Here is an 11,753-nt window from a genome sequence, read left to right as displayed (position 1 = left end):
GGAACTTTCCAGACCTTCCCTATCCAACCAGCGTAGCTCGTAGCTCGTAACTGCCTGTTGTCATGTAACCGACACCCCATCCCTCTAGGCTGTTATGCCATGTTATGGATAACTACCAGCCTGTCATGTCTCGCCTGTTGATTCTGTTTCCCTGCAGCCACATGGGCAATCTGCTGATTGCTCTGCCCCATCTGCGTGCCATGCTGGCCGCACAACAGGACGCGTTGCTGGTGGTGAGTCAGCGCTATCAAGCGCTGGTGGAGCAAAGCCTGCCCGACGAAACGCGCCTGCTGTATTACCCGGAACAGTCACTCACCCGTCAGACGCCATTACTTCAGCGCGCGCGCAGTTACCTGCAACTGGTCATGGCCATGCGCCGCTTCAACGCGGAGGTAGCGGTGGATATCGAGGGGGAGCAAAAGTCCGCCACGCTGGCGCGGCTCAGTGGCGCCGGCGAGCGGATCGGCCCGCGCCGCCGCCATGGCCAGTGGCTCTACACCCGACAACAGCAAGCGGACTGGTCCGGCCATCGCTGGCAGGCCTATGCCAGCCTTAGCTGCCCCGCTGCGAAATCACCGGCACGCTACCTGCCACTGAAAGACACGGTGGCAGGCCAGGACGAAGCGAATCGCATCCTGGAGGGCACCCGCCAATCTGACACTCTGATCGTCATCCATGCCGGCGCCACCAAAACCTACAAGATCTGGCATGCGGAGCAATTCGCGGCCCTCTGCCAACGCCTGCGTCGTGCCGGCCTGACGCCCTTGCTGATTGGCGCCGGCCAGAAAGATCGCCAACAGATTGCCCGCATCCAGAGCTTTCTCTGCGAGCCGGTTATCGACCTGTGCGATCAGCTCAGCCTGAACGGACTGATCGCCTTGCTGAAACGCAGCCGCGGTTTTGTCGGCAACGACAGCGGTCCCATGCATCTGGCCGCAGCCTGCGGGCTTCCTACCGTGGCCCTGTTCGGGCCCACCGATGACACCCTCTGGCAACCACTCTCACCCGATGCACGGGTGCTGCGCTGGCAGCATTGTCATAAGAGTTGCGAACGCTGCAGCTGCGCCCTGGACAGTTACCCCTGCCTGCAGAGGATTACCGTGGACCAGGTGGTCAATACCCTGGAAGAGCTGGGAGTGATCCCTCTATCCCACTCGGGCCCGGTGAAGACGTTGCGCATTTCCTGAAGCGATACCGCTTACCCGTTGAAGCCTTGCTTGCAAGGCGAAGGTGTCAACAGAATCCGGAGATTTTCGGCCCTTCGCCTTGCAAGCAAGGCTCCAACGACCTCTTCCCTCTACCCTCTTGCTCTCTCAAAAAAACCGCGAGGCGTTTCCACCTCACGGTTTATGGACAAGGAAGACTGTCTGTTTTATTGGCAATCAGAAACCATCAAACAATCCAGCCAGCAACCCGGTAATCGGGGACAACAGATCCAGTAGTGGAGCCAGCGGGCTGAGCAGTCGCTCATCCAGTTGTTCGGTCACTTCCCGAACCACGATCAGCAGCCCTGAAGACAGCGCATCACCGGGCAAGGTCGCATAATCCTCCGCGCCGGGAATTTGATTGAGCCAGAGCACATCGTTGACCAGGTTCTCCAGGGTCTGCTGTACGGTGCCCACCAGTTGCTCACCTGTGGCACTGGTATCCAGCAGCACCAATTGCTCCAGGGTATTAGCCAGGCCCAGGGAAACGGTGGACAGCACCGAAGTCAGCCCGGCAAACACCGGCACCTCACCAGGCACCTGCTCTTCGATGCCATCAAGGATATTGTTCAGGTTGCGGGACAATGCCACCAGCGGGCCGGCAATAAAGGCAATGTCTTCCACCGTGCCGCCTTCACCGGCGTCACCACCACGGCCACCAAAACCGGCGGCCAGGGCATCGAACGCACCGCCCAGCTGATCAAAAGGGGCCGGCAGACCGCTGGTATCGATGGCCTGCAATTGCTCCGACGCCGCCAGCACCGCCTGAACGGACTGGGTGATTCCACTACTGTCGCCTTGCAGAATCGCAGCGGTGGCCGCATCCATGGCATTGAACAGGATATCGGTACCGGCAATCATCTGGTCGAACACCTGACGCTGGTCTTCAGGCAGGTTGGCACCGGCCTGGGTAAAACCGGACACCAGGGTTTCACGCAGCTCCTTGAGAGGCCCGGTAAAATCCCCATCAAAACCGTCCGGCAATGGCAGCGGCAAGGCGCCGTCACCAAGGGGCAGGCCGGAAAAATCATTGCCCGGCACCAGCCCCGCCATGGGCTGTTTGTCATAACAGTGAGTATAGGCCGGAGTCAGCTCGCCGTTGCTGATCACGCCCAGGCCTTCTGCCTCCGGGTCTACCACATAGGCATCCAGGCAGAGGGTGGCCGGCGCCAGGGTAACGGGGTCGGCTTCGGTGGCCTTCATCCAGAAGAACCCATAGACATCGCCTTGCTGGAAGCGCGCAGCATTACGTTCCGGATCATCAATGGAACGGGTCTTGCCGGCGGCGCCACTGACAACGAACTCGGTACGACCGCACTCCGGCACCGCTTCGAGAACCTGCAGATCATGATCGTGACCGGCAAAGAAAAAGTCGGTCTGATCACAGACTGCTTCTTCCATAAACGCCTTCCAGCGCTCGCCGGCCAGCACCGGCAGAATCTCGCTGGGCACACCATCATAGTTTCCGGCGTTGCCGTGAGTACCATTGGATAAATAAGGATGGTGGGCCATGGCGATCTTGAACACTGCATTGGAGCCGGCCAGAGTGTTCACCGTCCAGTTACGCTGATCAATCCCATAGGTGTGGTAGGCATAGGCGATATCCGGATCACCGAAACCACCGGCAATGGGGTTGGAATCCAGTGCCACGAAATCCACCAGCGAGCGGGGATTGGTGTGGGTGGTGCCGGCACTATGCAGGAAATATCGGTCCGGCATATTCCAGCGGTTGGACAGTTTGCCGTCGAAATAGGTGTAATCGACCTGGAATTCACCACGCGAATTTCCCGCGCCGTCGCCGCCCACATAGGCGGTATTGTCGTGGTTGCCCAGGACCATATAGAACGGCAGCTGCACCGGATCGAAAGGCTTCTCAAATTTTTCTGCGAATTGGGGATCATCCACACTGGTGACCCCGGACTCGTAGATGTTGTCGCCCAACCCGACAACCAGATCACAGCCCGGGAACGCCATGTCGTCCACGAACTCATCTTTACGCTGGCAGACTTCGGCGATGGCTTCACCCACCGCATACTGACCGGCGGAGCCACTGCCGGAATCGCCGATCACAATAAAACGCAGCGCCGCTGGCGGGTTGCTGGCCACCGGCCCTTCCCCGCCTTCATCTCCGCCATCCTCGCCCCCCGGTTCCGTTGGAGTATTGGGGGTCTCATCATTACCACCGCTATTGGCATCGTTAGCCGGACCGGAACCGGAAGATCCTCCGCCGCCACAGGCTGTCAGCGTCAATGCCGCCACCAGGGGCAGCAGTTTCCAGGGAAAAGTCATGACATCACCTCATCGGAATTCGGTACAGGAGGATGGAACACCGCAGTGCGCAGGGTGCGCGGGCGAGACGGGGGCAGGTCTTCGACAATGCGACTGTCGCCGCTTTTCACCGCCACCACCTTGGTCTTGCTGGTATCAATCTGGCCACGCAGATCGAAGGATTCGATGCTCTGCGCGTAGTAGAACTCGCCCTGGGTACGCTGGCGATCCACGTCCACCAGAATGAAACCGCGGGATTTGGCTTCTACATAACGGATATGCGGGTTAACCACTGGAATCAGCACACCGGCAACCTCTGCGGCGCCCTCCGGGAAGCCCGGACTGGTCACCGCCGGGGTGACCAGCTCCGCTGCCAGCGGCTTGTCGAACAGGTCACCGAGTAATGAGCCCGGGTTGCGATAGATTTCACTGGCCCAGGAGGTATGAATATCTCCGGTGAGAATCACCACATTGTCGATGTTGTTGTCGTCGATATGGTTGAGAATTTTCAGCCGGTCCGCCGCATAGCCATCCCATTGATCCATATTGATGGCCGACAGATTGCCGCGCAGTTGCGCCTGGTCTTCACTGAGACTGGGCAGCTCGGCGATATTGAGCTGGGCAAACATGACCTGCTGGCCGATGAAACGCCACTGGCTGGTGGAGGCGCTGAGACTGTCGAGCAGAAAGTCCATTTGCTCGGCACTGATCAGGTGGCGGTCTTCATCGTTGCGGGCCGGGTCAGCGGGAATCGTCAGTTGCTCGTCACGGCCTTCCAGGCGAGTGTCCAGCATGGTCAAATCCAGCAGATCCCCGAACTGGAAACGGCGATAGATAACGCTGTGATTGCCCGGCTCGCGGGGGCGAATGGGCAGCCATTCGAAGTAGGCCTGCTGGGCAATCTGTTTGCGGGTTTCCCAGTCGCCTTCGGTGAGCGGCTGGTGATTCTCGGCACCGTCGCGGTAGCTGTCGTTGCTGGATTCGTGATCATCCCAGACAGCGATCATGGGGAATTGCTGATGGATCGCCTGCAGATCCTGATCGGTCTTGTACTGAGCATGGCGTTGGCGGTAATCGCTCAACGACACCATTTCATGGGCAGGCAGCGGGTCACGGTCGGGAAAATCCCCATACTCTCCCGCGCCATATTCGTAGATGTAATCCCCAAGGTGGAGGACAAAATCCAGGTCCGGGTGATTGGCCACGGCCCGGTACACCGAGAAAAACCCGTTGGGGTAATTGGAGCAGGACACCACCGCGAAGCGGGCTCGATCAATAAAACGGTCGGATGCCGGAAAGGTCCGGGTACGCCCCACCGCAGAGGTCCTGTTCGCCACCGCAAACTGATAGTAGTACCAGCGGTCTGCCTGCAAGCCCGAGGCATCCACCTTTACGCAGTAGTCCGCTGCCGCCGTGGCCGTTGCCGCATAGGTAGCAACAATCTGCTGCATGGCCGGATCACTGGCCACGGTAACCGCCACCGCCACATCCTCACCATTGCCAAGGTCAGGTGTTACCCGCGTCCACAGAATAACCCGGTCGGACAATGGGTCCCCGGATGCCACTCCATGCAGAAAAGACGCAGTAGGCAGTGCATCAGGCTCATCCGGAACCTCGGGCTGATTCGGTGTCGGTGTATTAACCGGTGTCGGTGACGAGCTGCTACCGCCCCCACAACCCGCCAGCGCGAGCGTACTGCCTGCACCCAGCGCCTGTACCAGGCGACGTCGTTTGCGATCCATGGAACTTCCCCCTGATTGAACGCCATCGCTTCACGCGATGACGACTCAAGATTAGGCAGGAAATTGCATCGGCACAGTGGGCCTTGGGTAGTTGCACTGTAGTACTATGTAGCCTCCTGTAACCGCCCAGTTAAAGGTGACAGAGGCATGAATAACGGCTAAAAAAGCCGTGAAATCGGCCGGGAAAAACGCGCTACACCAGGGCAAACGCACCGGGCAAATGCTGGCGCAGGGTAAGTAGATTCTCCTCCTGCACGTCCATCTCCCCGAAGCAGTTGGCCATGGTCCCCGCATAATGCAGCCCATCTTTTTCAATCGCTTCTGCGGTCAACAGTGCATGATTGATGCAACCCAGTTTCATGCCCACTACCTGAATCACCGGTAGCTCCAGGGCACTGGCCAGGCCGGAGAGCATTTCCCGGTCATTGAGAGGCACCCGCCAGCCGCCCGCGCCTTCGATCAGAATCAGATCTGCCTTGTGGGCACTCAAAGCACCGCGCACATAGCCCACCAGGCGTGACAGGGTAATGGCCTTCCCCTCCTTTTGAGCAGCAATATGAGGCGCAACCGGCGCTTTCAACGCCACCGGATTGACCAGCTCGTAGGGTAATGTCACCGAGCTGGCCGCCATCAACTGTAAGGCATCATCATTGCGCCAACCCTCTGGAGTTTCCTCACACCCGGCGGCTATCGGCTTGAGACCGTAGCAACTCAATCCCGCTTCGCGGGCGCGCTCCAGAAGACGACAGCTCACCCAGGTCTTGCCGACTTCGGTGTCGGTGCCGGTGACAAAGAAAATGCCCTTGAGGGCGGGGAGGGGGGGTTTTTGGTTTTCCATAGCTATCCTTGGGTTGAGCTTATCGCTTTGATCGCCCTTCGGTCGATTCCGTGCTTCGCACGGTTCGTCCCTCAAGAGGAACTCCTACAAGCGGCTTTGTAGAAACATCAGACCCCCCGCGAACCTCCAAGCTTTTCCGATTCCAGGAACAGCACATTCCAGGTCAACGGTAGCCCTTGGCTGGTACGCCTGGTTTCGTATTCGGCCACCATGGCCTGCCAGGCATTCTTGCCGGTGAGGCCGCTGGCGCCATTCACATGATCGGCACCGGTGGCCTTGAGGCGGCGGGCTATCTGCTTGACTGAATCGTAGTATTCCACCATCACCTGTTGCTCCCATTGCCCATCGGCAAACCCGGCCTGGAGGGCAGCGTCCTGCCAGTCCTTCAGCGACGGCAAGGGATTCACATGGGGGCGGTGATTTACCCCCTGCCAGCTCTGAGTCAATTCCTGCAGGGAGCCAGCCAGGGGCACCGCCAGCAACAACCGGCCGCCCTGCGCCAGCACCCGCCACAGCTCCGCCATGACTCTGACCGGGTGGCACCACTGCAAGGCAAAACAGGAAAACACCAGTCCCTGGGACGACGCTTCCAGCGGCAGGGATTCCGCATCCGCGCACAGGGGCTGGTAATGGTCGTTGAGTCGGCCCCGTTCAGCAGCTTCGTTAAGCATCTCGGACGACAGATCCACCGCCTGCCATAACACCTCCGGCAGTGCCTGTTGCTGGGCACGGGCAAAGGGGGCGGTGGCACAGCCCAGATCGAGAGCCGCCGGCGTCACCAGTTGGCTGGGCAATCGCTGGACCAGCGAGCGCCCTACCGCCAGCTGCAGCTCAGCATGCGCATCGTAGCTGCGCGCGGCGCGGCTGAAATGCTGACTGACGGCAGTCTTGAGTGGCGACTCCATCGTCGGCTCAGTCAACCAGTCGATGGTCGCGATAGAAGTCATAGACGGCCCGGGTAAAGGTATCGGGGGCGGACAGGAAAGGCACATGGGCCACCTGTTCGATCAAGGCGGTGCGGCCGGTTTGAATCAGGGGCTCCACCGCCGCCATGGCAGCGGCCGGCACGATATGATCCTGTTCACCGAACACCATCAGTACCGGCATGGGCAGGGATTTCAGCGTGCCGCGCAGGTCTGCATCACGAAGAATATCGAGACCGCCACGCAGGGCCCGGCGCGCCGGCAAGCCGCAGAAATAAAGAATGTCTTTCAAGCGCGCAGTGTCTTCACGCATGGCCGCGCTGCCCTTGCAGTTTAGGGCCAGGAAGCGCACCAGGGTGCCCTCGTAATCCTCGTCGAACATCTCGGCAAACTTGGCCAGGATGTCCGCCTTCATGGCTGGCTGCCAATCTGCTGCCGCCGTGAAGCGAGGGGACGTGGCCACGGTGACGACAGACTCCACTCTCTGCGGCGCCTTCTCTGCCATGGCCAGTGCCACCAGCCCCCCCAGGGACCAGCCCAGCAAATGGGCCTGTTCCGGCATGATCGCCAACACCTGGTCGGCGAGAAAGTCCAGGGTGTAGTCATCATTGGGCAACGGGCTCTGCCCCATGCCCGGCAGATCCACCACGGTGACCCGGAACCGTTCCAGCAACGCCGGCACAATGTCGTCAAAGACAATGGCATGCAGACCCCAACCATGGATCAGCACCACATCCTGGGCATCCGCATCCGGGACGCCAGTGGCTTTGTAGGTGTTGTGGAAAGGGATCAACTTGGCCATTCAATTTCCTTTTTTACCACAGAGGGCACAGAGATCGCAGAGTGAAAACAAGACAGCCCAGCAGGGTGAGGGCGACCAGAAACACCCCCCTACGCTGTTATCGGTTTTTCTCAGTGATCTCTGTGTCCTCTGTGGTTAAACGTCTTTTCTTTGACACCGCGCCAGCGCCACCAGCAACGCATCCACGTCGTTTTCCTCATGGGCCGCCGACAGGGTGACCCGCAATCGTGCCTGGCCCTCCGGCACCGTGGGCGGGCGAATGGCGGTGACCAGAAAACCCTGCTCTCGCAGCTGCTGGCTGAGGGCCAGTGCCTGCTGATCGGCACCGATCAGCAAAGGCTGGATCGGGGTAGTCGAGTCCATCAGGGAGAAACCCAGTTGCTCGGCGCCGAGACGAAAATGCTGGATCAACGCCGCCAGTTTTTCTCTTCGCCACTGTTCTTCGCGGGCCTTGGACAGGCTCACCAGGGTGGCCGCCGCCACCGCTGCCGGCATGGCGGTGGTATAGATATAAGTGCGCGCGAATTGTATCAGGGTCTCGATCAAGGCGTGGCTGCCAGCCACGAAGGCACCGGCGCTACCCAGCCCCTTGCCGAGCGTGCCCATCAGTACCGGCACCCGCTTATTTACGCCCTGCGCAAAGACACTGCCACGCCCCTGTGCATCCAGTACGCCCAGGCCATGGGCATCGTCCACCATCAGCCAGGCATCATTGTCTTCGCAGGCAGTCGCATAGTCAGCCAACGGCGCCACGTCGCCGTCCATGCTGAACACCCCGTCAGTGACTACCAGCTTACGGCGCGCGCCACTGCGCTGCAGCTGGCCACGCAGGGCAGATGAATCGTTGTGGGAAAAACGGCGAAAACGGGCGCCACTGAGCAAGCCACCATCCAGCAGGGAGGCATGATTGAGGCGGTCGTGAAACACCGCATCGCCCTTGCCCAGCAAGGCGGTCATCACGCCCAGATTGGCCATATAACCGTTGGAAAACAGCAACGCTCTTTCACGACCGACATGATCGGCCAGCGCCTCTTCCAGTTGCTGATGGGGGCGTTGATGACCGCAGACCAGATGGGAGGCACCACTGCCGACACCCCAGCCTACCGCTGCCTCCTGAAAGGCGGTGATCACCGCCGGATCATTGGCCAGCCCCAGATAGTCGTTGCTGCAGAAATTCAGGTACTGACGCCCGTCCACCACCGCATAACGGCCACAGGGGCCGTCCTGAATCAAGGGGTGGCGGTAACGGTGCTGCTCATGGCGAGCCGCCAGGTCGGCGGCCAGATCGAAAGCCATGGCTCAATGTTCGGTGGCAGCGGGACGGCCGGTGTCCTTGTCCAGCACATGTTTGGCGGGGCGTTTGCCGCCGTCGTTCTGCGCCATGGCGTTATAGAACAGCCCGGCCTCTTCTGCCTGCTGCTCCGCCACCTGGGCCTTGATCACATCCTCATGGGCTTCGTCGGACGCTTCATGACGCAAATCCAGAGGATGAATGCCCAGGCGCTTGAACAATTGCTGATCGTGGTTGGCTTCCGGGTTGTCCGTGGTCAACAGCCGCTCGCCGTAGAAGATGGAGTTGGCACCGGCCAGGAAGCACAGGGCCTGGGCCTCATCGTTCATTTCCTGGCGGCCGGCGGACAGGCGCACATAGGATTGCGGCATCAGAATACGCGCCACCGCCACAGTGCGGACAAACTCGAACGGGTCCAGGTCATCCACCTCCGCCAGCGGTGTCCCTTCGATCTTCACCAGCATGTTGATGGGCACGGATTCCGGATGGTGCGGCAGATTGGCAAGCTGCTGCAGCAGACCGACCCGGTCATCGCGCTGCTCGCCCATGCCGACGATACCGCCACAGCACACCTTCATGCCGGCATCGCGTACATTGGCGAGCGTGGAGAGTCGGTCATTATAGGTGCGGGTGGTAATGACCTGGCCGTAGTATTCCGGCGAGGTATCCAGGTTGTGGTTGTAGTAATCGAGACCCGCGTCCGCCAACGCGTCCGCCTGGCCTTGATCCAGCATGCCCAGGGTCATGCAGGTTTCCAGACCCAGGGATTTCACCTGCCGCACCATGTCCAGCACATAGGGCATGTCTTTGTCGCGAGGGCTCCGCCAGGCAGCCCCCATGCAAAAGCGGGAGGCCCCCTTGTCGCGGGCCGCTTGCGCTTCTTCCACCACCCGCGCCACTTCCAGCAGCTTTTCTTTTTCCAGCTCGGTGTTGTAGTGACCGGACTGGGAGCAGTACTTGCAATCCTCCGGGCAGGCGCCGGTCTTGATGGACAACAAGGTGCTCACCTGGACGGCATTGGGATCGAAATGGGCCCGGTGCACATTGGCTGCCTGAAACAGCAAATCGTTGAACGGCAGGGCAAACAGGGCGTCGATCTCACTGCGTTTCCAGTCATGGCGTACAGCAACGTCAGAGGCTGGCGATTGGGCGGGGCTGGCGGTTGCGGGCATGCTTCTTCTCCATTCGGGAATTCAAGCAGGCTAGGGAGCAATATGACACCTGTCAACCTGATAGAGGCAACAAAAGTTTACTGCAGGCTTTTTTTTGATCAATCCTGCCGTTGCCTGTTCTGCGGACAAACCCAGAGCAACCAGGTATGTCCGTCCTGCCTGGTATTGCTGGCGCGCCTGGATGGCCCTCTGTGTCGATGCGGCTTGCAACATCCTGCTGGCAACGACGATGGAGGCATCCCCGCTCCGCTCTGTGGACGCTGCCTGCGTCAGCCTCCCCCCTTTACCGCCAGCCAGGCCCCTCTGCGCTACAGTTTCCCACTGGATCGACTAATTAGTCGTTACAAGTACCGCGGTGATCTGGTGGCGGAAAGAGGAATCGAACAGCTACTGGCAGACACTCCCTGCCCCTGGCCCGACATGGATGCCCTCTGCGCCCTGCCCGCACACTGGCGAAGGCGTTGGCAGCGGGGTTTCGACCAGAGCCAGCGACTGACCGATCGTCTCGCCGGCCTGTGGAAAATACCGTCCTTACCCGCACTGCAACGCCAACAATCAACCCCCATGCAGCAAGGACTCAGCCGTAGCCAGCGGCGACGCAATTTGCGTGGTGCCTTTGCCTGCACCCGGCCAGTCAGCGGGCTGAAGCTGGTACTGGTGGATGACGTCATGACCACCGGCAGCAGCGCCCGGGCCGCCAGTGAATGTCTGTTGCGCCATGGCGCCGCGGAAGTGCGGGTGTGGACCCTGGCACGGACTCCAGAGCGTTGAGACGCCTCTGAAAAAGGTCTCTTCTACTGTGGAAAGCGATACTTGCGTCGCGAATAACGGCGGTCCTGACGGCAGCTTCGCGATGCAAGTATCACTTCCCACAGAATCAGCTGCCCGGACTGTATTTCAACCGCCTGTTAGGCATAATGAATCCCTGTTCACGGAGGGATACCCATGAAAACAATAACAACCTTGATAACTCTGCTTTTACTAACAGCAGGCACCCTTGCCAGCCATGCCCATGCCGAAGATCGTTACAGCGGCGTCACCCTGATTCGCGGCACCGTTTTTTCAGTGGGCCGTGTCGACCCCACTGAAAACGTGGATACCGGTTTCTTTGTGGATGCCAACTACAGCAGCGTGGCCATCAACGCCGGCGTTGGCAGCAAGAAATTCGGCGATTCGCCGCTGCGCTCAGACCAGCGCGAGGACGACCTCTCCGAAGCTGATGGCGAACGGGTCAACAACGCCTATGCCGGCATCGGGTTCGGTCGCATCGTGCAGATCCAGTACGGCTACGGCAACCACGGCGACCTGCTGCGCTTCCGCTCCGATTTCAACTACCGCTCGGTGGTGGATTTCTTTACTGGAAAACGTACCCCCAAGGACCGCATGACCCTGGGCGACCGCATTACCTTCACCATTGCGGTGGAACAATACCAGGACAGTGACGAAGAGATTTTCGACAATGCCACCTGGGGTGTGGGTCTGTTGTTCTGAGCCAGCGATCAAGAAAGGATC

The 11,753-nt window shown here is 59.9% G+C and carries 10 protein-coding genes; 3 read left to right on the top strand and 7 right to left on the bottom strand.

Going from position 1 to position 11,753, the window contains the following annotated elements; all coding sequences use genetic code 11:
• Positions 1-104: 104 nt before the first annotated feature.
• Positions 105-1,187, top strand: coding sequence for a glycosyltransferase family 9 protein (locus B3Q33_RS05215; protein WP_273009874.1), 1,083 nt, complete (start codon positions 105-107; stop codon positions 1,185-1,187).
• Between the two features lie 195 nt (positions 1,188-1,382).
• Here B3Q33_RS05215 and B3Q33_RS05210 read toward each other — a convergent pair whose 3' ends face one another.
• The 7 genes from B3Q33_RS05210 to bioB all read right to left on the bottom strand — a co-directional run bounded on the left by B3Q33_RS05210 (position 1,383) and on the right by bioB (position 10,241).
• Entirely contained in the window at positions 1,383-3,494 is a 2,112-nt protein-coding gene (locus tag B3Q33_RS05210) for a metallophosphoesterase (RefSeq protein WP_273009876.1), read from the bottom strand.
• Positions 3,491-5,215, bottom strand: a complete 1,725-nt coding sequence (locus B3Q33_RS05205) for an alkaline phosphatase D family protein (RefSeq protein ID WP_035245068.1) — start codon at positions 5,213-5,215, stop codon at positions 3,491-3,493. Before B3Q33_RS05205 ends, B3Q33_RS05210 begins: the two co-directional genes overlap by 4 nt.
• 193 nt (positions 5,216-5,408) lie before the next feature.
• On the bottom strand, positions 5,409-6,053 hold the full coding sequence (gene bioD / locus B3Q33_RS05200) for a dethiobiotin synthase (protein WP_035245070.1): 645 nt from the start codon (positions 6,051-6,053) through the stop codon (positions 5,409-5,411).
• Positions 6,054-6,160: 107 nt separating this feature from the next.
• Positions 6,161-7,000 (bottom strand): malonyl-ACP O-methyltransferase BioC, encoded by an 840-nt coding sequence (gene bioC, locus B3Q33_RS05195; protein ID WP_273009878.1) that lies wholly within the window; start codon positions 6,998-7,000, stop codon positions 6,161-6,163.
• On the bottom strand, positions 6,966-7,778 hold the full coding sequence (gene bioH / locus B3Q33_RS05190; protein ID WP_035245074.1) for a pimeloyl-ACP methyl ester esterase BioH: 813 nt from the start codon (positions 7,776-7,778) through the stop codon (positions 6,966-6,968). The genes bioC and bioH overlap by 35 nt, the downstream gene beginning before the upstream one ends.
• Positions 7,779-7,913: 135 nt before the next feature.
• Positions 7,914-9,074 (bottom strand): 8-amino-7-oxononanoate synthase, encoded by a 1,161-nt coding sequence (gene bioF, locus B3Q33_RS05185; protein WP_273009880.1) that lies wholly within the window; start codon positions 9,072-9,074, stop codon positions 7,914-7,916.
• 3 nt (positions 9,075-9,077) lie between these two features.
• A complete protein-coding gene (gene bioB / locus B3Q33_RS05180) occupies positions 9,078-10,241 on the bottom strand; it encodes a biotin synthase BioB (RefSeq protein ID WP_286827110.1) in 1,164 nt (387 codons plus the stop codon).
• A 204-nt stretch (positions 10,242-10,445) separates the two neighbouring features.
• On the opposite strand from bioB, the gene B3Q33_RS05175 reads away from it, so the two are divergent.
• Positions 10,446-11,012 carry a ComF family protein gene (locus tag B3Q33_RS05175; protein ID WP_286827108.1) on the top strand — a complete coding sequence of 189 codons (567 nt, stop codon included), beginning with the start codon at positions 10,446-10,448 and terminating at the stop codon, positions 11,010-11,012.
• 174 nt (positions 11,013-11,186) lie between these two features.
• Positions 11,187-11,732, top strand: coding sequence for a hypothetical protein (locus B3Q33_RS05170; protein ID WP_035245102.1), 546 nt, complete (start codon positions 11,187-11,189; stop codon positions 11,730-11,732).
• The last annotated feature ends 21 nt before the right edge of the window (positions 11,733-11,753 follow it).

It is taken from the genome of Alcanivorax sp. UBA3183, assembly GCF_002364155.1.
Taxonomy (GTDB): Bacteria; Pseudomonadota; Gammaproteobacteria; order Pseudomonadales; family Alcanivoracaceae; genus Alcanivorax; species Alcanivorax jadensis.
The sequence above is the reverse complement of the archived record's forward strand: the minus strand, read 5'-3'. Positions and strand labels throughout refer to the sequence as shown.

Bases quoted from the DNA above. Each gene is read 5' to 3' on its own strand.
- B3Q33_RS05215 (WP_273009874.1), top strand. From the start codon at position 105: ATGGATAACTACCAGCCTGTCATGTCTCGCCTGTTGATTCTGTTTCCC.
- bioD (WP_035245070.1), bottom strand. From the start codon at position 6,053: ATGGAAAACCAAAAACCCCCCCTCCCCGCCCTCAAGGGCATTTTCTTT.
- bioH (WP_035245074.1), bottom strand. From the start codon at position 7,778: ATGGCCAAGTTGATCCCTTTCCACAACACCTACAAAGCCACTGGCGTC.
- bioF (WP_273009880.1), bottom strand. From the start codon at position 9,074: ATGGCTTTCGATCTGGCCGCCGACCTGGCGGCTCGCCATGAGCAGCAC.
- bioC (WP_273009878.1), bottom strand. From the start codon at position 7,000: ATGACTTCTATCGCGACCATCGACTGGTTGACTGAGCCGACGATGGAG.
- bioB (WP_286827110.1), bottom strand. From the start codon at position 10,241: ATGCCCGCAACCGCCAGCCCCGCCCAATCGCCAGCCTCTGACGTTGCT.
- B3Q33_RS05170 (WP_035245102.1), top strand. From the start codon at position 11,187: ATGAAAACAATAACAACCTTGATAACTCTGCTTTTACTAACAGCAGGC.
- B3Q33_RS05205 (WP_035245068.1), bottom strand. From the start codon at position 5,215: ATGGATCGCAAACGACGTCGCCTGGTACAGGCGCTGGGTGCAGGCAGT.
- B3Q33_RS05210 (WP_273009876.1), bottom strand. From the start codon at position 3,494: ATGACTTTTCCCTGGAAACTGCTGCCCCTGGTGGCGGCATTGACGCTG.